Here is a 21574-nt window from a genome sequence, read left to right on the forward strand (position 1 = left end):
CGGCCCCAAGCAACGAACTCCCAGTTTGATCGATCAGCGAGCTGCTCTATCGGGATGAGAACGGGTGGTGCATAGGGGATTCAATGCAGGGGAAGTTGGCAGTCCCTATACTAGGCGGATCGCTACTTATAGATCAACGACAGGTAGACGTTGTACACATAGTCTGTCGCCACCAGCGCCCGACCCATAAAGGCGTGGCCGCTGGGCGTCGTGAGCAGCGCCAGCAGCACGAGGCCGATAAACAGCACAATGGCAAACCACCACCGCGCCACAAAGCTGCTCTGAGTGTGTGTCTGGCTCATTCAGGTACCTCCCTTGGTTGTTCAAACACACGGGCAAATGCACGCATCGCCGCATAGAGAGCACAAAGAATATTCTCCAGCTCATCTTTGGATATGTGTGCCCGACAACCATAGCAGATATTACACCTGCTGAGGTCGCTTACTATCTGACATATTCCTGACAATAACAGCAGATATCCTATTTATCACAGTATGTTCATAATTTTCATGATAGTAGATTCTCTATATATTAAATCAATTCTAAAGGTCACTTTAAAAATACTAGCACTATTATATATACAAAAACCATTTTCTTGCATACTAGCCATGATTATTATTTTATTCTCATACATATCACCATATATGAATAGAGAGCCAGATACTCTTTGACCATAACATCTCACACAACCAGACAGCCACTGCTATGCGCCAAAACCCTACTCAATGGCACAAAAAATGCAGTGGGCGCGTTCTGCCCACTGCACGAAAGAGAATACTACCGCCCACCGCAGCGGCGCTAGTCGTTGCGCAGCGCCTGGATGGGGTTAAGCCGCGAGGCCCGCAGCGCCGGGAAGAAGCCGAAGCCCACGCCGATCGCGCCCGCCACCGCCGTGGCCAGCACCACCGAGCTCATCGAAACCGAGGCCGCCGAGTCCTTGGCCATGAAGATATTCTGCAGCACGTAGGTACCCGCGAACGACATCAGGTAGCCGCAGCCCACCCCCAGCAGCCCGCCGATCAGGCACAGGGTCAGCGCCTCGATCAAGAACTGCATCAGGATGTCCCACGAGCGCGCGCCCACCGCCTTGCGCAGCCCGATCTCGCGGGTGCGCTGGGTCACGCTCACCAGCATGATGTTCATGATGCCGATGCCGCCCACCAGCAGCGAGATACCAGCGATCACCCCTAGAAAGCCGTTCAGCGCCAGGATCGAGGCCTGGGCCTGCTGGGCCTGCTGCTCGGGGTTATCGACCGAGAAGTTATTCAGCTCGCCGGTCAGGCGGTGCCGCTCGCGCAGCAGCGCCGTCACCTGGTCGATCGCATCGTTCACCTGGCTCTTGTCCACCGCCTGCACCGTCAGCTGGCCCACATCCACGCGGCGGTTCACCTGATTGCGGAACAGGCGCTCGCGAGCGGTGGCGTAGGGCAGAAACACCGTCTCCTTCGGGGTGTTGAACGACATCTGCGAGCTTTCGGTGGTGAGCACGCCCACCACCTCGAACGAGCTGCCATTCAGCGAGATGCGCTGGCCCACCGCGGCATCGTAGCCGCCGTAGAGCGCCGTCGCCACGTCGGCCCCGATCACCGCCACGCGGGCGCGCGCCTGCTCCTCGGCATCGGTGTAGTAGCGGCCCGCGCCCAGCGTGTTGTCGGAGACCGTGAAGCTATTGGGCGTGACGCCCTTGACCGGGTAGTAGTAGCGGTCGCCGCCAGCGCTCACCAGCGCGTTGCCGCTATACTCGATCACCACCGAGCGCACCGCAGGCACCGCGCCCGAGCTCATGATGGCGTAGGCATCGTCGGCGTTCAGCTCGACCTTCAGCCCCGCATCATCGGCGGCACTGGGCTGGCTGGGCGTGATATAGAAGATGCCCACGCCCATCTGCTGAAACTGCGCGTTGAAGTAGTCGGACAGGCCATTGCCGATTGATAGGATGCCAACCACCGCGCCCACGCCAATGATGATGCCAAACATGGTCAGCACGGCGCGCAGCTTATTGGAGGACAGCGCGGCAAGCGCGATTCGGAACGACTCAAGAATTTGCATGGCGATCACTCATAGCGCAGGGCTTCGATCGGGCGCAGGCGGGCGGCCTGCAGCGCCGGCACAAAGCCGAAGAAGATGCCGATCAGCGCCGAGATGCCGGTGGCCAGCGCGACCGCGCCCAGCGTCACCTGGGCCACCGCGCCCTCGGCCTCGAACAGCACCACCAGCACAAAGGTGCCCAGCATCGAGAACATGTAGCCCAGCGCGATGCCCAGCACCCCGCCGATCAGGCTGAGCACCAGCGACTCGATCAGGAACTGCTGCAGGATGTCCATGTGGCGCGCGCCCACCGCCTTGCGCAGCCCGATCTCGCGGGTGCGCTCGGCCACGCTCACCAGCATGATGTTCATGATGCCCACGCCGCCCACCACCAGCGAGATCGCCGCAATGGTGACAAGGAACATGTTAAACCCTGCGATGATGCCGTTGACCGTCTGGATCAGCTGGCCGAGGTCAATGATCGTAAAATCATTGTCCTGGTAGGTCAGCCGGTGGCGCTCGCGGATGATCTCGGTCACCTGGCGGATGGCCTCGGCGGACTGGTTGGCATCCACCGCCTGGATGGTGGCGGTGTTGATATCCACCCGCGAGGACATCTGGTTGCGGAACAGGCGCTCCTTGCCAGTCTGGTAAGGCACATACACTGTCACCCGCGTGTCGGAGAACGGGCCGCCACCGCTAGATTTGTTGACCAGCACGCCCACCACATCGAAGGCCACGCCGTTGACCGAGATGCGCTGGCCCATGGCCTCGTTGGCACCGCCGAAGTAGTCCTCGGCGATGCCCTCGCCGATCACCGCGAGGCGCATGGAGGCGTGGTTCTCGTCATCGGTGAAAAAGCGGCCTGGCCCCAGCGTATTCTCGCTGATGGCGAAAAAGCTAGGCGTCACCGCCCGCACCGAGTGGGTGGCGCGCTTGCCGCCCGCCGAGATCGGCAGGTTGTCGCTCCAGTCGTAGGAGATAGCCTTCACCGCCGGGGCCACGCCCGGCTGGCCCACGGCCTCGATATCGGCGGCGGTCAGACGCGCGGACAGCGCCACATCGGCCTTGCGCGTATTGACGAAGGGCGCGGCGTAGAACACACCCACCCCGAAACTGGCAAACTGCTGGTCGAGAAAGGTGCGCAACCCCTGGCCGATCGCCAGCATGCCGATCACCGAGGCCACACCGATGATGATGCCCAGCATGGTGAGCAGCGAGCGCAGCTTGTTGGTGCCCAGCGCCGTGAATGCGATTCGGAACGACTCAAGAATATGCATCTGCGAAGCCCTCTGGCCTGCAAGGCGCACGCCGCCCCACGCCTCCAGCAAAGCTGGCGCTCGGCAGGGGCGCGGCGCGGCGCGTGCGGCTCTCTACAATCTGGCGTGGCCCACCCAGGCAGCTAGGCGTGGGTCTCCAGCAGCGCGCCCGAGGTCGCGGGCGCGGGGATGATGATCCGGTCGTGCACCGCCACGTCGCTGGAGATAGCGCCGTCGCGGATGCTGATCGTGCGGTTGGCGTGGCGGCCCACCTCGGCGTCGTGCGTCACCAGGATGACGGTGATGCCCTGCTCGCGGTTGAGCTGCTGGAAGATGCCCATGATCTCCTCGCCCGTGCGCGAGTCGAGCGCGCCGGTCGGCTCGTCGGCCATGATGATGCGCGGCTCGTTCACCAGGGCGCGGGCGATGGCCACGCGCTGCTGCTGGCCGCCCGACAGCTCGTTGGGCTTGTGGCCGAGCCGCTCGCCCATACCCACCGCCGTGAGCGCGGCCACCGCGCGGGCGTGGCGATTGCCAGGGGTGTCGCTATAGAGCAGCGGCAGCTCGACATTGCGCACTGCCGATGTGCGCTGCAGCAGCATGTACTGCTGAAAGACAAAGCCGATCTTCTGGTTGCGGATGGCGGCCAGCTGGTTGTCATTTAGGCTGCCGACATCGACACCATCCAGAAAGTAGCTGCCGGCGCTGGGCAGGTCGAGGCAGCCGATTATGTTCATCAGGGTCGATTTTCCTGACCCCGACGGCCCCATGATCGCCACCATCTCGCCCTCATCAATGGTCAGATCGACCCCGCGCAGCGCCTGCACCTCAAGATCGCCCATCTGGTAGACCTTGGTCAGCCCCCGAACCTCAATCAGCGCACTCATTGGCTCACCCCTGTCGTACGCGCCACGCTGGGCGCAAGGCTAATTCTCCATCGGGTTCATCACCGAGCTGGCTTCGGCGACCAGCACGGTGTCACCCGCCTTCAGGCCGCTTGTCACCTCGGCAAACTCGGTGTTGGTCAATCCCAGCGTCACATCGCGGCGCTCGCTGGCTGGGCGGCCTGTGGCAGGGTCGGGCTGGCCGGATGAGGGTACCCAGACATAATTCTTGCCATTTTCAATCTGTATGGCGCGGCGTGGCACGAGCACCGCATCCGTCTTCTGCTGGGTGATAATGTCCACCGACGCGGTCATGCCCGACATCACATGGCTGTCACCAGGCGTGATGTTGACTGTGACCTCGTAGGTGGTGGTGCCCTGGGTGTTCTTGGTGGCCACAGGTGCGATGCTCGCCACTACACCCGTGATATCGCTATCGGGCATGGCATCGAGCGTGATGCGGACGGCTTGCTTGGGCGCAACCTGGGCGATATCGAGTTCGTCGATGGGCACATCGATATGATAGGCGCTCAAATCCGCAAAGTCAATCGCGCCGCCACTGCCGCTGCTGCTCGTGCTGCTCGACGAGCTGACCGAGCCGCTCGATGGCTCGCCGACTTGGATATTGATCTTGGCCACAGTGCCGTCGAAGGGCGCGGAAAGGGTGGCCTGCTCCAGGTTGCGCTGGGCGCGCTTGAGCGCGGCCTCGGCGCGGGCCACGCCAGCCTCGGCGGTGGCCAGATCGGTGGCCAGCGGGCCAGCGGTGAGCTTGGCCAGCGCCGCCTCGGATGAGGCCACGCCAGCGCGGGCAGACGCGAGGCTGCCGCTGCGATTCGCGCCAGTCAGCCGATCCAGCTCGGCCTGGGCGCTGGCCACCTGGGCGCGCGCGGCGGCCAGCTCGTCGGCCTTGGCCCCGGCGTTCAGCTCATCCATGTCGCCCTGGGCCTTGTCCAGCTGCTGCTGGGCGCTCTGCACGCCCACGATCTCGTTCTGGCGCGCGGTGTCGTAGGCGGCCTGAGCCTGGGCCACCGCCGACTCGGCGTTGTGCAGCGAGGTCTCGGCCTGCACATAGTTGCTGTAGTACTGCTGGCGCGCGCCATCGTTCAGGGTGTTGGCGCTCTTCTTGCCGTCGGCGCCGGTCACGCTGGGGTTCACCGGGTCGCGCCCGGTCTCCTGCACGTAGTCCCAATTGTGCTTGGCCACGCTGTAGGCGGCCTGGGCCTGCGACAGCGAGTTGACGGCCTGATCGAGCGAGGCCTTGGCGTTGGTCTTGGCCTGCGAGAGGCTGTCGCGCTGATTCTGCAGGTTGGCCTGGGCCTGATCGAGCGCCGACTGGTAGCTGCGCTGATCGGCGGACTTCGGGCCAGCCTCAAGCTGAGCCAAAGCCTCTTTGGCCTTGGTCAGGTTGGCCTTGGCCGCGTCGATGTCGGATTTGGTGACGCTGCCCACCGTCTGGGTATACTGGCCACGGGCCTGGTCGAGCGCGGCCTTGGCCTGGGCGATCTCCTCGGGGGTGGCCCCGGCCATCAGCTTGTCGTACTCGGCCTTGGCCTGCTTCAGGTCGGCCTGGGCGCTATCGACCGCCAGCTCTAGGTCGGCCGTATCGAGCTGGGCGAGCGGCTGGCCCGCCTTCACCGCATCGCCCTCTTTGACAAAAATCTGCTTCACGGTGCCGGTGGTGGAAAACTGAAGCCCCGCCTCGCTCGCGGCGGCCACATTCCCCGTGCCGCTCACCGATGCGTCGATGGTGCCGCTGGTGACCTCGGCGGTCTTCCACTTGGATGCGGCCAGCTGCTCTGCTGCCGTGCGCGCCGACGACTGGGCCAGAAAGGCCCCGCCGCCGCACAGCCCCACCAGCACCAGGCCCACGATCCCGCCGATGATCCACCGCCTGTTCCCACGACCTTTTTTCCGCTCTGTTGCGACTGCCGCCATGTGTTTAGTCGCTCCTCTGCTAAAAACAATAGCTGCCCTAACCTGTGTGTTTTGACGCCATCGCGCTATATCGGGTTGCACATTTCTACACACGTCCTTCATATCTCATACTTTTGTATGATCTCGGGCAGCATTCGTAGATCTTGTGCTCTGCTCTCATAGCTCCGGATCGCAGCACGGAACCATGTACGCCGAGCGGCGACGAAAGATGCAAAAAGGCGGTGGCGAGATCATGATGATCTCGCCACCGCCAGATTCATAGCTGTTTAGCGCGGGCTACTCGGTGGGGCGCACCTGCCCCTTGCGGCTACCAACGTCGTTGGTGGCCTCGCGCTCGGCCTCGTCGCTGGCCGCGTCGCCGGTGTAGCGGGCCGGGGCCACCGGGGCCACCACGCCGCCGGTGTTGGCGGTGCCCACGATCACCGGGGCGCTGGCCTGCTCGTCCCAGTCGTAGCGCGCGCCGTCGCCGTAGATCCGCGCGCCGCTGCGGCGCTCGCCGGAGACGATCGGACGGTCGTCGTTGGCGCCGCTCATCACCGGGTCGCGGCCAACCTGGCGCTCGTACGAGCTGGCCTTCGTGGTATCATCGTCGGTGGCCTCCTCGCCGATGGCGTCGCCAGCAGCGCCAGCCGCCGCGCCGGTGGCCGCGCCAGCGATGCCGCCGATCACGGTGCCCACCGGGCCGCCTACCGAGCCGATCGCCGCGCCGGTGGCCGCGCCAGCCGCCGTGCCGGTGGCCGTGCCAACCTTGCTGCTGCGCTCCCAGGCGTTACCATTGGGGTCGAAGCGCTCCCAGCCCTCCGAGCGCCACTCGCCGCCGCGCTCGTCGATGTCGATCGCACCCTGCTGGCGCAGCACGCTGTAGGTCTGGCCCACCAGCGAGTCGTCGACGTGGGCCACCACCAAGGTGCCGCCACGGCGCAGGCCCTCGGCGTAGTAGCTCGCATCCTCCTCGGGGATGCCCGCGCCCACCAGTGCGCCCAGCAGGCCGCCGCTCACCGCGCCGATGCCCGCGCCCACCAGGGTGGTGGTGCCAGCAGCGCCCAGCGCCGCAGCCAGCGGGCCGACGGCCAGCACCGGGCCGACGCCCGGGATGGCCAGCGCGCCGATGCCCACCAGCAGGCCCAGCGCCCCGCCCAGCACACCGCCGCCGATCGCGCCGGTGGTTGCGCCGGTAGCGGCGCTGTCGGTGCTGCTATTATCAACCAGGGTGTTCACATCGTTATCGGTCTCGCCACGGGCAAGCACGCTCAGCTGATCGCGCGGGATGCCCAGGTCGGTCAGGTGCTGGATGCTATGCAGGGCGGCCTCACGCGTATCGAACAGGCCAACTACTGTCTTCGTCATGGTATCGCTCCTTCATTGTGTTCTGCCGCCGCCACGCCATTGCGGCTGCGGCCTTTCGCTCCATGTTCCTGCCAAGCTCTTATGCAAGAACATTGCCACCATCATCGCGTGAGCTATCTACACCCCTAGATACCCTCTAAAATCCTTCCAGACATACTCGGCAAACAACCAGCGCTAGCACCCGCCGCCTAGGCCGCACGATCCGGCCTAACCCGCACGCGGCAACATGACGATATCGTTAGACAAACGACGCGGGCGTTCATCACAGCCAGCATCTTTTTCCGCTATAGTTACTATGGCTTCTACCGCAGCAGCCGATGTGACAGGAGACCAATCGCTGTGATAAATGTGATGTTCATGCAGTCGCAGTCGTTCTACGGGGCCGACTCGGAGCTGCACGCGCAGCTCTTACGCTATATGGATCGCTCGCAGGTATCGCTGAGCGTGGCGCTCACCCAGGCCCTGCGCGAAACGCCCGAGATCTCGGCCAAGCTCTACTTCGAAAAAATCCCGGGCATCGTGGTGCGGCCAACCGAATTTGGCCGATCGCGTGAGGACATGCGCGGCGCTGGCGACTACGCGGCCAACCTGGTGCGCACCTTCGGCGGGCTGCTGGGGCTGGCGGGCTTCATCCGCGCCCACCGCATCCAGGTCATCCACGGCACCGAGAAGCCGCGCGACGCCTTCTATGGCACGCTGCTGGCCAAGCTCACCGGCGCGCGCAGCGTGGTGCACATGCACGTGAGCTACGGCGACTGGCTGGCATCCAACGTGAAGTGGGCGCTGCGCAACGCCGATGCGATCATCGCCGTGTCGCCCTTCTCGGCCAAGTCGATTGTGGATGCGGGGTTCGCTGCGGGCAAGGTGCACACCGTGCTGAACAGCCTGGATCTGGCCAGCCAGCGCTGGAACAGCCGCTCGACCGCGCGCGAGGTGCGCGCCAGCCTGGGCATCCCCGAGGGCGCGGTGGTGATGGGCGTGGTCTCGCGGCTGTTCCTCTACAAGGGCCACCGCGACTTGCTCGACGCCCTGGCCCGCGTCAAGGATCAGATGCCCGACTACCGGCTGGTGATTGTGGGCGAGGACGACCCGCGTGCCCACCCCGGCGGCGGCAGCTTCACCGAGGAGCTGAAGACCCAGGCCGCCGAGCTAGGCATCAGCCAGAACATCATTTTCACTGGCTTCCGCACCGACATCCCCCAGCTGATGGAGAGCTTCGACATGTACACCATGCCATCCTGGGAAGAGCCGTTTGGCATGGTGTATATCGAGGCAATGGCGCTGAACAAGCCGGTGGTGGCGTGGCGGCAGGCCGGGCCAGAGGAGATCGTGGTAGATGGCGAGACCGGGTTCCTGCCCGCGCCCAAAGACATCGAGGCGCTCGGCACATGCATCCTCCAGCTGGCCCAGAGCGCCGAGCTGCGCGCGCAGTTTGGCCGGGCTGGCCGCCAGCGGGTCGAGGATTATTTCTCGTCGAAGCGCATGTGCGCCGACGTGGTGTCGATCTACCAGAGCATCGTGGGGCGACCATAGGCCGCATGAAAAACGCCGCCTACCAGCGGGGCTGGTGGGCGGCGTTCGCGATCGTGTGGGGAGGCGCTAGAGGCCAAGCTCGCTGGCCTGGGCAGGGATGAGGCTGCGCACCAGATCGATGAACTCATCGATAAAAAATGGCTTCGAGACGAAGCGGTTGACCCCGGCGCTGGTGGCCTCGCGGCGGATCGTCGCGGTGTCGTAGGCCGTCACCAGGACCGTGGGAATGGTGGAGCCCTCCTGCTTGATCTCGCGGATGAGATCCAGCCCATTTTTGCCACGTAGATTATAGTCGCTCAGCAGAAGATCGTAGTGATGTTCGTGAAAGAGGGCCAGCGCCTCCTCGGCGGTGAAGGCGTGGTCAATGGTGTGAGTGATACCCAGATCACGAAGACCGAGCTTGATGACATTGGCGATCCCGCCGTCATCCTCGATAAGCAAAAGCCGGATCTGTTTCGGCTGGGTCATGACAATACCCTTCCAATCCTCATTGTGCCCGCAGCCCGCCATTGAGCACGGGCCATAATGGTACCATAGGCGCTAAGGCCACACAAATGAATAATATGTCATCAAGCTCGTCTACACGCCACTCATTTTGGCGCTACCTCACCGCCACTCTGTTCTGGTTTTACGCCGTCCTGCTGCCAGGATCGATCGTACTGGTAGCGCTAGATCGCGTGCCCACGTGGGGCCTGGGCTTCGGCGGGGTGCTGCTGGTACTACAGGGCGGCGCAATGCTGGCCTGGATGGCCTGGGGCTACGGGCGGGCGGGCCTGGCAGCAGCGCTGCTGGTGCTGGCGCTGGGCTTTGGGGTGGAGTACCTGGGCGAGACCAGCGGGGTGCCCTTCGGGCGCTACCGCTACACCGAGCAGCTGCAGCCGCAGCTGCTGGGCGTGGTGCCGCTGCCCATCACCATGGCCTGGCTGATGTCCTCCACCGCCGCCTACGAGATCGCGCGGCAGATCGCGCCTGGGCGGGGCCGCACGCTGCAGCTGCTCGCCGCCGCGACGCTCATCCTGCTGCTCGACCTGCAGATCGAGACGGTGGCCACGCAGATCAACCGCTACTGGGAATGGATCGACCACGGCCCCTACTATGGCGTGCCGACCGCCAACTTTGTGGCCTGGTGGTGCGTAGGCCTGATCATGAGCTGGGCGCTCGGCGCGCTGCTGGGCACGCGCAAGCCCGCCGCGCAGGCGGCAGCCTACCGCCCCAGCGACCGCTGGCTGCAGCGACATCTGCCCCCGTGGGGCTGGCTGCGGCGCGCTGCCCAGCGCTACCGCGCCCACGAGATCTGGCTCTTCCATGCGCTGCCGCTGCTGCTCTACACGCTCTCCACCGTTATGTTCACTATCGTAAATGCGGCGCGGGGCTACCTGGCGGCCAGCGCCATCGGCCTGCTGGTGCTGGTCGCGCTTAGCGCGCTGGCCGTGGGCGAATGGCGGCGGTCAGCGCGTCGCTCAGGCGGTTGATGCCAGGGATGCCACCCATGAGCAGGCGGTAGCCCTGGGTCTGGCCTGCGTTCACCTCGTCGCGCAGGGCATCCACCTGGGCGGTAAGGCTGGCGCGCACGTCGCGCAGCGCGGCGCGCTCGCCCGCAGGCGCGGCGTGGGGCGGCCCGCAGCGGATGAACAGCTCGGGGCGCTGCTCGTTGCGGAACTCGTAGCGCAGCGCCACCGGCCAGATGCGCGCGCCGCCCGCCCGCTGGGCGACCGTGGCCACCCCTGGGTAGATGCGCAGCGGGCGCTGATCGTTGGGCAGTATTTCACCCTGCGGGAAGATCCACAGCACGCGGTCGCGCCGCTCGGCCAGCCGCCGCGCGATATAGGCCACCGAGCGCCGCGCCTGCTCGCGATCTTCCAGATCGACCGAAAACACCCCCAGCCATGTAAAAAACTGATAGCGGCGCAGCTGGCGCACATCCATCATCAGGTAGGGCTGGAAGGTGCGGCGCAGCAGCTTGCGCTGCAGCAGCATGGCGGCGTAGCCATCCCACCACGACACGTGGTTCATGGCGCAGATCAGCGGGCCGTCGGCGGGGTGGGGCAGCGGGCCATCGAGCTTCAGCCAAACGCGGCTAAAGCTGCGGCGCGTAGGCCACTCGATCAGCAGTCGGTAGACCAGCTCCTCGCCCAGCCGCCAGTGGCGCGCGGGGATGGCGGGAAGCGGGGCCACATCGGGGTGGGGAGCAGACATGGGCGCTACCTCGGCGCTCGGCGCAGCCAGCCACGGCGCTCGGCGATCTCCACCGGCCAGAGCAGGGCCGCCGCCAGCAGCAGCCAGGGCGCGAGGCCCAGCGGCTCGCTCGACTCATCCGCCGCCGATGCTGTGGGCGCACCCGCAGCATCGGCAAGCCTGCCGCCGCCGCTGGCCGCGCTGATCTGCGCCAGCAGCGCATCGCCACCTGTGACGGGCAGGTACTCGGCAGGGTAGGGCTGCACATAGCCGATGCTGACCGCGCGCTGCTCGCCGTCCTTCAGCTGCGTTATGTCCACCGCATAGGCACCATCACTCGGCAGCACCACGGTCTCGGTGTAGCGGCCTGGGGCCACCTGGCGCAGCGTGACGCGGTGCAGCGTACCATCGGGCATGGTGATGGCAGCCTGGGTGTCGGCCAGATCGACGGTGGCCCCGCCGGGGTTGAGCGAGTCGACGCTGATCACCACGCCCTGGGCGCTGGCCGTGGCGCGGGCCTGGGTTAGGCCGCTGTCGGCGTCGGGCAGGGTGTAGCGGATGATGTCGGCCCAGAATCGGCCATACTCATCCCAGTTCGACCAGTTTGGTGCCCAGGGCGTCTCGACGCTGGGCGTCCAGGCCACGGCGCGGCCCAGGCCATACTGCCAGACCGCCAGCACCGGATCCTCCTCGGGCGACTTGAGCACCAGCTCGGCCTGGGGTTTGAGCGTGGTGGCCACATAGCCGCCCAGCTGGGGCAGGCGATAGGCGGGAAAATCGCGCAGCAGCGGGTGCGGTGCGATCTGCGTGGCGCGGAAATCGCCCTCGAACTGCGGCTCGGCGCGGGCGATCTCGCTCTCCAGCAGCGTGAGGCGCGGGATGTCGTCGGCGGATGCGGCGAAATAGTAGCGCCCCGCCCCCCAGCTGGCCAGCAGCTGCAGCAGCTCGGTGTCGGCATCGCTGCCGATCGCGATGGTGGAAAGCGTGATATCCATCGTGCGGGCCTGCTCGACCAGCTGCTTATAGAGCGGGTACTCGTCGGTGAACGAGCGCCCGTCGGTCAGCAGCACAGCGTGGCGCACCGTGCTGGGCTGTGTGGCCAGCTGGGGCAGCGACTCCTGCAGCGCGGCCAGGATGTCGGTGCCGCCGCCCATGGCCAGCGTGCCGATCTCCTCCTGGATCTGGGCGACGCTCAGCCCGGTGCCAATCTGCTGAAACGGCACCGTCCAGCTCACGCCGGTGTCAAAGGTCAGCACCCCAATGCGGTCCTCATCGCGCAGCGAGTCGGTGGCCAGCATGGCCGCCTCCTTGGCCATGTCGAACTTGGATGGTGCGGCCCCACCCATGCTGGCCGAGCGATCGATCACCAGCAGCATGGCCACATCGGCGCGCTTGGGGCGGGGCGGCGGGTCCATCTGCACCGGCAGCACCTCCTCAAGCGGGGTGCCCTTGTAGGCCCCCAGCGTGAAGCTGGCCCGCCCGCCCGTGGCCACCAGGCCGCGCCCCTCGCTGCGCACAAACTCGCGCAGCGCCGCCATCTGGTCTAGGGTCATCTCGCCCGCGCTCACATCCACCAGCACCACGCCGTCGAACTGATCGAGCACATCCATCTGCGCGGGCAGCGAGCGGGCCTGGATGACCTGGGTCTGCACGCCTGCGCTGCGCAGACCCACGCGCAGCGGCGCGGCCCCGCCGCCCACGCCCTCCACCAGCAGCACGTTGGGCGGCGCGGCCACCAGCGCCGTGGCCGAGGCGCTGTTGTTGCGCGGCTCGGCGTCGGGCTGTGCGGTCACCTGGGCCGTCAGACGCATCACACCCTGGGCGGTGGCGCGGGTGGTGAAGCTCACCTGCTGCTCGCCGCCGGTGAGCGCGATCTGCTGGGCAGCCAGCACAGTTTCCCCCTCGGAGAGCTGGATCTCGCCGGTGGCCTGGCCGGTGCTAGACACCGTCACCACCGCGTCGAACTCCTCGCCCTGGCGCAGCGTGGCGGGGATATCCAGCGCAGACACCCACACCTCGGCGGCGGCGCTGGTGGCGTAGCCCGCCGTATCCACCGGGATGCCCCGCGCCCCAAGCGAGCGCGCCTCGGCCAGGGCGTCGCCCTGGGTCTGGCCGCCATCCGAGAGCAGCACCACGCGCCCCTGGCCGCCGCCGATCAGGCCGCCCGCCGCGCGCAGGGCCGCCGCCAGATCGCTGGCGTCGGCATCCACCTGATCGGGCGCGGCGGCCTGATTCTTCCCAAACAGCAGCAGGTGGGCCGAGTCATAGGCCGCACCATCGCGCCGCATGATCGCCTGGGCACGGGCCAGCAGCACCGCGCGGCCCTGGTCGCCCAGGCTGGCCGACTGATCGGCCAGCACCACCAGCGCGCCGTGGGCCATGGTCTTCTGGGCCAGCACCGGATCGGCCAGCGCCAGCACGACCAGGGCCAAAATCCCCAGCCGCAGCGCGAGGGCCAGCGCTGCCGTGCGACCTCGGCGCGAGCGCCAGATCAGCACGGCGATAGGCAGCAGCAGCAGCAGCAGCAGGGCCAGCGGTGTGCGAAATATCATAATCCCCTAGAAAAGCGCATATGCGGCATCACCGTGCGGCGAGAGGCCGATGGATATAGAGCCACTCGAAGATCAGGATGGCGGCGGCCAGCAGCGCCAGCCCCGGCCAGAGGTCGGTGGTGCGGCGCAGCAGGCCGCCCTGGGCGGCAGCCGCAGCGCTCAGCGTGGGCGCGGGCTGCTGGCGCAGGCTCGACTCTGCCGCCGCACCGGCGTTCACCGCGATCTTGCCACGGTAGCGCTCGCCGCTGGGGCCGCGCTCGATCAGGTCGTACCAGCCCGCCTGGGCCAGCGGGCCAAGCGTCACCGAGGCCCCGCCCGGCATGCGCTGCACTTGACCGTTGGGCGCAACCAGCTCCACCGTGGTGGTGCGCGGGTCGGGGCGCAGCACCATGGTCGCGCCCGCCACCAGCGACGCGGGCGGCGCGGTGGGGGCCAGATCGCGCAGGGTGCGCGACACCAGCAGCGGGAAGGCCAGCCGCGTGGCGATATTGCCCTGGTGGATGTCGAACGACCAGATCGCTAGGCTGCGCCCGTCGACCTGCCCGCGCTGGATCAGCGGGGTCTCACCAGCGCGCAGCAGGGTGGCGGTGCCGCTGTACGGCTCCACGCCGCGCACCAGCCCAAAGTTCACCCCGCCCAGCCCCAGCCCGCCCAGCAGCGATCCGCCGGTCTCCAGCGTCTCGCCGCTGATATCGACTGGCTGAGCGGCGATGCCCGGCAGCAGCGCGCTGGTCGGCGGGTAGATCGCCAGCGCCGCGCCCGCCGGCCACTCATTCGGCAAGAACGTATCAAACACCGTCACATCCACATCCTGCTGGGCGGCATATTGGCTGGGCGGCACATAGGAAACCTGCGCCCCCGGCACCGCCTTGAGCGCCCGCTGAAGCGGCTCGGCGTCCTCGGCCACCAGCAGCACGCGGATGGGCCGCTCGGGGGCCAGGCTGAGCACAGCGGTGTCGTCATCGGGCAGGGCGTCGCCGCCGTCCAGCTCCAGCCGCAGGGCGTCGCCGCCTGCGGGCAGCGTCCAGGTCTGCTCGGCCTCGGCGTTGGCCGCGATCTGCACAGGCCGCGCATCCAGCGCCTCATCGCCGGAGAAAAGCCGCAGCATGCCATCAAATGAGGAATCGCCATAGTTGGCCACGCGAGCGTAGACCTGGGTCTTGCCACCTGCCGCCCGCGCCGCAAACGCGATGATCGCCCGATTCGCCGCCGCGCCGCCGATCTGCTGCCAGTCAATCGGGGCTGCCGCCACATAGGCGTCGGGGCGCGGGCCGCCGCCGTCGGTCAGCACCACGATCCGCGCGGTGTGCTGTGCGTCCACCGCCGCATCGGCCAGGGCCAGGGCAGGCCCCATGTCTTGCACGGTACCGCCGGGGCGCAGCTGGCCCAGCGCGGCCTCGGCGGCGGCGCGGTCGCCCTGGGCCACCACCTGGGGCACGCTGCCCGCCGCGATCAGCGTGGCGCTGCCGCCGGGGGGCAGCGTGCCCAGCAGCGCGCGGGCGCGGCCCACGGCCTGGTCGAAGCGGGTCGAGCTGCCATCCCGGGCGGCCATGCTGGTGGATGTGTCGATCACCAGCACCAGCTGGGTGGCCTGGCCCAGCGGCGCGGCCAGCAGCTGCGGGCGGGCCAGCGCCAGCGCCAGCAGCAGCGCGGCCAGCAGCTGCAGCAGCAGCAGCGGCGAGATCGGTAGCTGGCTGAGCCGCTGCCCGCCCTGGGGGCGCGGCAGATCGCGCCAGTGCAGCAGGCTGGGCACCACCTGGCGGCGGCGGCGCTCGCGGATGATGTGCAGCAGCACGATCACGGGCAGCGCCAGCAGCGCCAGCAGGCCTATGGGAAGGAGAAACTGCATGTGCATTGAAAAGGGCGGGCGACCCTGCGCCGCTCCGCCCGCTAGCGAACCATCCGGCGGAGCCGCAGGTAGGGCAGCACCGCGCGCTCAAAGGGCCAGTCGGCCAGCACCTGCACGTAGGATGCGCCGTAGCGCCCGCAGGCCTCGGCGATCTCGCGCTGCCAGCGCTCCACGTTCTGGCGATACTGCTGGAGCGCAGCCTCATCCAGCTGCACCGCGATCCGCTCACCGGTCTCGGCATCCTCTAGATCGACCAGGCCGCCTAGCGCGGGCGACAGCTCGCCCGCCTCAAGCGTGTGGGCCACCAGCACCTGCCAGCGCGGCGGCGTCAGCGATCGCAGCCCCTCGGACAGGGTGTCGGCGGGCGCGGCCAGCAGATCCGAGCAGATCACCAGCAGGCCGCCGCGCTCGTGCTGGCGGGCGTAGCCGCGCAGCACATCGGCCAGCGAGGTGGCGCTGGCCGGGGCCAGCCGCTCGATGAAGCGCAGCAGCTCGGGGGCGCGCCCCTTGCCCTGCGCCGGGCCGAAGCCAGCCAGCCGCGCGGCGCTGAACGGCGTCACCCGCACGCGGTCGCTGTGGGCCAGGGCGATGTAGCCCACCGCAGCGGCAAACTGCTGCGCGGCCACCAGCTTGCTGGGCGCGCCATAGTCCATGGAGCGCGAGCAGTCCACCAGCACGTGCACATCCACATCCTGCTCGGCCTCGCCCAGCTTCACCACCACCTGCTCGTGGCGGGCGTAGGCGTTCCAATCCACGGTGCGGTAGTCGTCGCCGGGGCTGTAGGGCCGGTGCTCGCTGAAGATCGCCATGGGCAGCTGGTGGCGGCTGGGGTGCTCGCCGCTGTTGGGGTTGCCCTGCAGCGAGCGGCTGGCATCGACCGTCAGGCGCTCCAGCCGCCGCAGCATAGCCTCGTTCGCGCGGAACGGCCCGCCACGGCGCGGCGCGGCGCTGGCGGGCGCGCCCCTACGGCGTAAAATAGTCTTGAACCACATCGCGCTCCTCCGCCGGTACCCGCAGCGGGTCGGCCCCGATGGCTGCCTGCTGCTGCTGTCCACTCTGCCCGCCCTGGCCGCTCTGCGAGGGCACCACCTCGGCGGTGGTCGGCTGCTGGTCGCTCGATCCCGCGCCCTCGGCGTTCTCGCCCTGGGCATCAAGCTCAAGCGGACTGCCGTTGCTGCTCAGGTTGGGCATATCCGTCTCGCGCTGCTCGCCTGCGGGCGCATTGCCCGTGCTGCCGGGGCTGGGCGCGCCGCCCTGCTGATCGCCTTGGTCGCCCTGCTGATCGCCCTGCTGATCGCCCTGGTCGCCCTGGCTGGCCTGCTGCTGGGGCTGCTGGGGCTGCTGCGACTGCTCCAGCGCGCTGGCCAGATCCTCCAGCGCCTGCGCCGAGGCCGTGTCGCCGCGCAGCAGGTTGCCCGCGCTCTCGCGCAGCTGCGAGGCCAGCTCGGGGCTGCGCTCGCCAATCTGGTCGGCGGCCTGCTCCAGCCCGCGCGAGAGGTTGCGCCGCGTCTGCATGGAGATCTGCCCGGCCTGGTCGGCCAGCTCGCGCAGGGTCTGCGCCGCGCCGCCCACATCGCCCTGGTCGAGCGCCTCGGCGGCGGGCCGCGTGACGCCCTGGCCGCGCAGCGCGTCGGCGATCGGGCCGAGCAGCGCCGGGTCGGCCTGGCTCGGCTGGCTGCCCGCCTCGCTTCCGGCGGCCCCGCCCTGCTCGCCCGCCTGCGGCCCGCCCGCATCCGGCGTGGGCTGCGCGGCCTCGATCTGCTGCTGCTGCTCGGGGGTCACCAGGTTGGGCAGCGGGGCCAGCGCCGCCGCGTCGGCGTGGGGCGAGATCGACCACAGCAGGCCCATGCCGCCCAGCATCAGCAGCATGGCCCCCAGCATGATCGCGTCGCTCAGGGGCGCGGCCTGCTGCCGCGCGATCTGGCGGGCCACCAGCGTGATCGTCTGCGCCGACTCGGCCACCACCCGCGCCGCCAGCGACCCGCTCGGCTGGCGCTCGCGGGCCAGCTCCAGCGCGGTGGCCAGCTGCTCATCCAGGTGAAATCGCCGATCGAGCCGCCGCGCGGCCTGGGCCAGGCCCAGCCGCATGCGCGCCATCGCCACGCCCGCCGCCAGCAGCACCGCCAGCGAGAGCAGGCCCAGCAGATCGGCCCGCAGCGGCCAGCCCATGATCAGGTGCCCGCCCAAGCCAGCGCACCAGATGCCCGCCGCCACCCACAGGGCGCGCAGCCCGCTGCGCAGCAGCTGCCGCCGCCAGCGCTCGCGGGCAAGCGCATCCAGATGTTGGCCAAGTGTTCCACTCATAGGCGTTCTTCCTCAGTGCTATGGCTCACCACGCGTCGGCCTCCACCACGGCGAGCCGCCGCCAGATGCTGGCCATCACGCCCAGCGCGCCCAGCACCAGCAACCCCAGGCCCAGCCACGACTGGTACTGATCCAGCGTGGCGCGCATCAGCAGGGCCTGCTGGGCGCTGGCGCTATTGCCCAGCGCGGCGAACTCGGCGGCGGCGCGGTCGGCGGCGGCGCGGGCCTCGGGGTAGCGCAGCCCATCGGCCAGCGCGCCCGCCTGATCCAGGGCGCTCTGCGCGGCCTGCCCCCGGCTGGCCCTCGCGGCGTACTCGCCCAGCACCGCATCCTGCATGGTGTCGCCCAGGCCAGCGTAGGCCTGCTGGGCCTGCTGGGTGGCCAGCGCCGCGCCTGCGTAGTCGCCCGCCTCAAGCTTGGCGCGGGCGTCGCTGGCCAGGGCCAGCGCCTGCTGGCCCTGCTTGGCCCGCTCCAGCAGCGCCTCGGCCTGGCCCGCCACCGCGCTCTGGTCGGTGGTGCGCAGCCACGCCAGCGCCTGCGTCAGCTCGTCGGCGGCCTCGGTGTAGCGCGCCTCGCCCAGCAGCTGCTGGGCGTGCGAGAGATCGTAGGCCGAGATGGCGTTGCGCCGATAGCCGCCCGCCAGGTACTCGGGCAGCCAGTCGCGCCAGGCCTTCTCCAGCTGGTCGGCGGGCATGCCGTAGGTGCGCTCAAGCGCAGATCGGTAGCCGGTGCTGCTGGCGCTGGTGGTCAGAAAGCTGCGGAAGGTGGCAAAGGTGTACTTCTCGATCAGAAATGCGGTGATCGACAGGCTCTGGGGGTAGCTCACCTCGGAGTGGTCGTAGAACATCTGCCGGTCATCCAGGTCGCTCCAGCGCATCAGCGCGTCGTTGGCCACAGCCCGCCGCAGCAGGCTGACCCGCGTCTCTAGCTCGGGCGCGGCGTGCTCGACATACTGCGCGATGCCCTCCTGAAACAGCACGTTCAGGCGGTTCCCCGACAGATCCGAGGCGACAATATGGGTCAGCTCGTGGCGCACGTTGTTCTGCACCTCGGTCTCGCTCTGGCGCGCGGTCTGCGAGACCACCACCACCACCTCGTGGCGCTGGTAGTCGGCGTGGGCCACGATGCCCTGCAGGCCAGCGGCCAGCGGGTTGACCGCCACGTAGCTGTCCCAGGTGGGGTAGAGCCGCAGCGATATGGGCGTGGCCACCTGGTGCCCGAAGATCGCGGATGTCTCGTCGTAGATCGCGTCGGCGAAGCCAGCGTAGGTCTGGGCGGTGGCCTCATCGCCTGCGGCGTAGAGGATGGCGAACGACCTCGTGCGCAGCTCGCGCCACTCGGTTGTCTGGGCGAATGCGGCGTGCGGCAGCAGCATCGCCACCATGGCCGCCAGCAGAAGGCGAAGCAGATATCTCACGAGGACCACCTCGTAGCCAGGAGTAGGGATAATCGACACGGGAAGTGTACCATACGCGCCGCCGCTTCAGCCTGAGACCCAGGTGAGACTCAAAGGCTCTGAGCGAGCCGTCTTACCACGCAGGTGCGAAGAATCTTCACCGCCCCAAAGCAACAACGCCATCCAACCCAGCCCAAAAACAGCAGAAAAAATGGCCTGCCAGCGCTGATCCCAGCATTCCCGCTTTGGTGATGATTATGGCCAGCAGGCATATGTCTGCGCCTTCGCCGGATGGGCGAGGCCGTCGGCATACATTCGCGGGCCACAATCACCTATTCCCGCCACAACCACAACCCTACCCACCTATCCCATGCGGCGAAGGTGCTACTCGTGCAAGCTGGCCCTATGCACGAACATCAGCCGTCGGATTTCGACACAGGAAGGCTACACATTGGGGGTTCCAAGGGGGCGATGCCCCCTGGCGGGGTTCCGAGGGGCTGGCCCCTCGGCGCCGCCCGCGCAGGGCATCCACCCACCAAACAAAAAGATCACCTTCATCGAAGCCGCAACCGGTCGACCCGACCGGGCAACACTTCAAGCATTGCCCACGGTCGGGCCGACGCAGAACCACTCCAAAAGTGACACCATGTGAGGGGCAGTGCCCAGACAGGGGCACCAACACGGCAGGGGAGTTCACCGCACCCGCCGCTAGATTTCCCCGCTGCGGCGCTGGCCCGCAGCCGATGTCAGGGCCATCTAGTGGTATAATAGCGCCCACATATGCCCGCTGGGCACTGTCGACAAGAGCCAGCATGGAGGATATAGATGCCTGCCCAATCACGTGCGCAGCGCCGCCGCGCGAATGCTGCTGCCCAGCAGCGCCGCCCGAGCGCGCCCCAGCCCTACGAGACCGCCGAACTGGCCGCCGATCAGGTGGCGACGCCGACCGCGCCGCTGGCGGCAGCGGCCCCAGCCCCAGCCGCATCCAGCCGCGTGGCCCGGCGGCTGCGCAGCGGCACGGCCCGCACCCCCGAGCCGATCGACTACACCAAGGAGTACGGCTTCGTGGCCAGCGACCTGCGCCTGATCGCGCTGTGGACGGTGCTGCTGTTCGTAGCGATGTTCGCCCTGTACTTCGCCCGCAGCAACGGCATGTTCTAGCGGGCGGCGCGGCGCGGGGCTAGGCCTCGCGCCGCACCTTCTCCTCTTTCGCCACGGGCGGGGGGCGCTTCCCCGGCCATACCCACCACACCAGCCATGGATCGCATTCAGAGCCGCGCCGCTCGCCTGCAGCGGCTAGAGCACAGCCTGTACAACGCCCCCCAGGGGCTGCGCGTCGTCGAGCTGGCCGAGCGCTGCGGCGTCGACCGCCGCACGATCTACCGCGACCTGCAGACGCTGGATGACATGGGCATCCCGGTGTGGGAGGCCGACAACCGCTACGGGATCGACCGCGAGTCCTACCTCTCGACGGTGCGGCTGAACCTGAATGAGGCGATCGCCCTGTTCTTCGCGGTGCGCCTGCTGGCCCACCACAGCGACGAGCACAACCCCCACGTGGTGGCCGCGCTCTCGAAGCTGGCCACCAGCCTGCCCGACTCCACGATCGCGCAGCATATCTCGCGCGCCGCCGAGCTGATCCAGTCGCGCCCGCTGCGCACCAGCTACATCCGCGTGCTGGAGGTGATCACCCGCGCCTGGGCCGACAAGCGCCCGGTGCTGCTCTCGTACCGCAGCGCCAGCGGCGAGACCACCGAGCGGGTCATCCACCCCTACTTCCTTGAGGCAGCCCGCAGCGAGCCTGCGTCCTACGTGATCGGCTACGACGAGCTGCGCGACGCCATCCGCACCTTCAAGATCGAGCGGATCGTGCGCGCCGACCTGATGGATGGCAGCTACGCCGTGCCCGAGGACTTCGACCCCTACGATTTTCTCTCGTCGTCGTGGAGCGTGATGAGCGAGCAGGAGGTGGAGGTGCTGCTGCACTTCAGCCCCGCCGTGGCCGACCGCGTGCGCGAGAGCATGTGGCACCAGAGCCAGCAGATCACCAGCACCGCCGACGGCGGCTGCGACATGCGGCTGTACCTGGGCGGCACCCGCGAGATCCGCGCGTGGGTGCTGGGCTGGGGCAGCGATGTGGAGGTGCTGGCCCCGCGCGAGCTGCGCGAGGATGTGGCGGCCCACGCGCGGCGCATGGCGGCCATGTACAGCCAGCGCGCCGCCGCCGCCGACTAGCCCCGACCCACAGCGCAAGGCACAAAAAACCCGGCCCCCGGCGCGTGTGCGCTGGGGGCCGGGCGGCGCGTGGGGCA

The 21574-nt window shown here is 68.0% G+C and carries 16 protein-coding genes and 1 pseudogene; 4 read left to right on the plus strand and 13 right to left on the minus strand.

Annotation, left to right across the window (positions count from 1 at the left end; translation table 11 throughout):
* Positions 1 to 122: 122 nt before the first annotated feature.
* From F8S13_17455 to F8S13_17480, 6 genes and pseudogenes are all read right to left on the minus strand, one after another.
* A complete protein-coding gene (locus tag F8S13_17455; GenBank protein KAB8141918.1) occupies positions 123 to 302 on the minus strand; it encodes a hypothetical protein in 180 nt (59 codons plus the stop codon).
* 496 nt (positions 303 to 798) lie between these two features.
* A complete protein-coding gene (locus F8S13_17460) occupies positions 799 to 2049 on the minus strand; it encodes an FtsX-like permease family protein (GenBank protein KAB8141919.1) in 1251 nt (416 codons plus the stop codon).
* A 5-nt stretch (positions 2050 to 2054) separates the two neighbouring features.
* Positions 2055 to 3308 carry an FtsX-like permease family protein gene (locus F8S13_17465; GenBank protein ID KAB8141920.1) on the minus strand — a complete coding sequence of 418 codons (1254 nt, stop codon included), beginning with the start codon at positions 3306 to 3308 and terminating at the stop codon, positions 2055 to 2057.
* Positions 3309 to 3430: 122 nt separating this feature from the next.
* Entirely contained in the window at positions 3431 to 4174 is a 744-nt protein-coding gene (locus tag F8S13_17470) for an ABC transporter ATP-binding protein (protein ID KAB8141921.1), read from the minus strand.
* 39 nt (positions 4175 to 4213) lie between these two features.
* Positions 4214 to 6208 (minus strand): efflux RND transporter periplasmic adaptor subunit, encoded by a 1995-nt coding sequence (locus F8S13_17475; protein ID KAB8141922.1) that lies wholly within the window; start codon positions 6206 to 6208, stop codon positions 4214 to 4216.
* A 639-nt stretch (positions 6209 to 6847) separates the two neighbouring features.
* Positions 6848 to 7453 (minus strand): annotated as a pseudogene (locus F8S13_17480) (hypothetical protein).
* A gap of 339 nt (positions 7454 to 7792) precedes the next feature.
* Here F8S13_17480 and F8S13_17485 point away from each other — a divergent pair.
* A complete protein-coding gene (locus F8S13_17485; protein KAB8141923.1) occupies positions 7793 to 8986 on the plus strand; it encodes a glycosyltransferase family 4 protein in 1194 nt (397 codons plus the stop codon).
* A 66-nt stretch (positions 8987 to 9052) separates the two neighbouring features.
* On the opposite strand, the gene F8S13_17490 is transcribed toward F8S13_17485, so the two are convergent.
* Complete coding sequence (locus F8S13_17490) at positions 9053 to 9454, minus strand: response regulator (GenBank protein ID KAB8141924.1); 402 nt, start codon at positions 9452 to 9454, stop codon at positions 9053 to 9055.
* Between the two features lie 86 nt (positions 9455 to 9540).
* On the opposite strand from F8S13_17490, the gene F8S13_17495 reads away from it, so the two are divergent.
* Complete coding sequence (locus tag F8S13_17495) at positions 9541 to 10458, plus strand: carotenoid biosynthesis protein (protein KAB8141925.1); 918 nt, start codon at positions 9541 to 9543, stop codon at positions 10456 to 10458.
* Here the strand turns inward: F8S13_17495 and F8S13_17500 are convergent.
* The 6 genes from F8S13_17500 to F8S13_17525 are packed head-to-tail and all read right to left on the minus strand — an operon-like array spanning position 10403 to position 19283.
* The gene (locus tag F8S13_17500; GenBank protein ID KAB8141926.1) at positions 10403 to 11182 is read right to left on the minus strand and encodes a glycerol acyltransferase; all 780 of its coding nucleotides are present in this window, start codon (positions 11180 to 11182) and stop codon (positions 10403 to 10405) included. The genes F8S13_17495 and F8S13_17500 overlap by 56 nt on opposite strands.
* Before the next feature lie 5 nt (positions 11183 to 11187).
* Entirely contained in the window at positions 11188 to 13713 is a 2526-nt protein-coding gene (locus F8S13_17505; protein ID KAB8141927.1) for a VWA domain-containing protein, read from the minus strand.
* Between the two features lie 28 nt (positions 13714 to 13741).
* Complete coding sequence (locus tag F8S13_17510) at positions 13742 to 15568, minus strand: VWA domain-containing protein (GenBank protein ID KAB8141928.1); 1827 nt, start codon at positions 15566 to 15568, stop codon at positions 13742 to 13744.
* A 35-nt stretch (positions 15569 to 15603) separates the two neighbouring features.
* Entirely contained in the window at positions 15604 to 16554 is a 951-nt protein-coding gene (locus F8S13_17515; protein KAB8141929.1) for a DUF58 domain-containing protein, read from the minus strand.
* Positions 16526 to 17866 (minus strand): hypothetical protein, encoded by a 1341-nt coding sequence (locus F8S13_17520; protein KAB8141930.1) that lies wholly within the window; start codon positions 17864 to 17866, stop codon positions 16526 to 16528. The genes F8S13_17515 and F8S13_17520 overlap by 29 nt, the downstream gene beginning before the upstream one ends.
* Positions 17867 to 17891: 25 nt before the next feature.
* Positions 17892 to 19283, minus strand: coding sequence for a hypothetical protein (locus F8S13_17525; protein KAB8141931.1), 1392 nt, complete (start codon positions 19281 to 19283; stop codon positions 17892 to 17894).
* 804 nt (positions 19284 to 20087) lie between these two features.
* On the opposite strand from F8S13_17525, the gene F8S13_17530 reads away from it, so the two are divergent.
* Both F8S13_17530 and F8S13_17535 read left to right on the plus strand, forming a co-directional pair.
* Complete coding sequence (locus F8S13_17530) at positions 20088 to 20423, plus strand: hypothetical protein (protein KAB8141932.1); 336 nt, start codon at positions 20088 to 20090, stop codon at positions 20421 to 20423.
* 96 nt (positions 20424 to 20519) lie between these two features.
* Entirely contained in the window at positions 20520 to 21497 is a 978-nt protein-coding gene (locus F8S13_17535) for a transcriptional regulator (protein KAB8141933.1), read from the plus strand.
* The last annotated feature ends 77 nt before the right edge of the window (positions 21498 to 21574 follow it).

Source organism: Chloroflexia bacterium SDU3-3, from assembly GCA_009268125.1.
GTDB lineage: Bacteria > Chloroflexota > Chloroflexia > Chloroflexales > Roseiflexaceae > SDU3-3.

Coding starts and splice junctions, on each gene's coding strand:
- F8S13_17455 (KAB8141918.1), bottom strand. CDS start 302: ATGAGCCAGACACACACTCAGAGCAGCTTTGTGGCGCGGTGGTGGTTT.
- F8S13_17460 (KAB8141919.1), bottom strand. CDS start 2,049: ATGCAAATTCTTGAGTCGTTCCGAATCGCGCTTGCCGCGCTGTCCTCC.
- F8S13_17465 (KAB8141920.1), bottom strand. CDS start 3,308: ATGCATATTCTTGAGTCGTTCCGAATCGCATTCACGGCGCTGGGCACC.
- F8S13_17470 (KAB8141921.1), bottom strand. CDS start 4,174: ATGAGTGCGCTGATTGAGGTTCGGGGGCTGACCAAGGTCTACCAGATG.
- F8S13_17475 (KAB8141922.1), bottom strand. CDS start 6,208: ATGAAGGACGTGTGTAGAAATGTGCAACCCGATATAGCGCGATGGCGT.
- F8S13_17490 (KAB8141924.1), bottom strand. CDS start 9,454: ATGACCCAGCCGAAACAGATCCGGCTTTTGCTTATCGAGGATGACGGC.
- F8S13_17495 (KAB8141925.1), top strand. CDS start 9,541: ATGAATAATATGTCATCAAGCTCGTCTACACGCCACTCATTTTGGCGC.
- F8S13_17500 (KAB8141926.1), bottom strand. CDS start 11,182: ATGTCTGCTCCCCACCCCGATGTGGCCCCGCTTCCCGCCATCCCCGCG.
- F8S13_17505 (KAB8141927.1), bottom strand. CDS start 13,713: ATGATATTTCGCACACCGCTGGCCCTGCTGCTGCTGCTGCTGCTGCCT.
- F8S13_17510 (KAB8141928.1), bottom strand. CDS start 15,568: ATGCACATGCAGTTTCTCCTTCCCATAGGCCTGCTGGCGCTGCTGGCG.
- F8S13_17515 (KAB8141929.1), bottom strand. CDS start 16,554: ATGTGGTTCAAGACTATTTTACGCCGTAGGGGCGCGCCCGCCAGCGCC.
- F8S13_17520 (KAB8141930.1), bottom strand. CDS start 17,866: ATGAGTGGAACACTTGGCCAACATCTGGATGCGCTTGCCCGCGAGCGC.
- F8S13_17530 (KAB8141932.1), top strand. CDS start 20,088: ATGCCTGCCCAATCACGTGCGCAGCGCCGCCGCGCGAATGCTGCTGCC.
- F8S13_17535 (KAB8141933.1), top strand. CDS start 20,520: ATGGATCGCATTCAGAGCCGCGCCGCTCGCCTGCAGCGGCTAGAGCAC.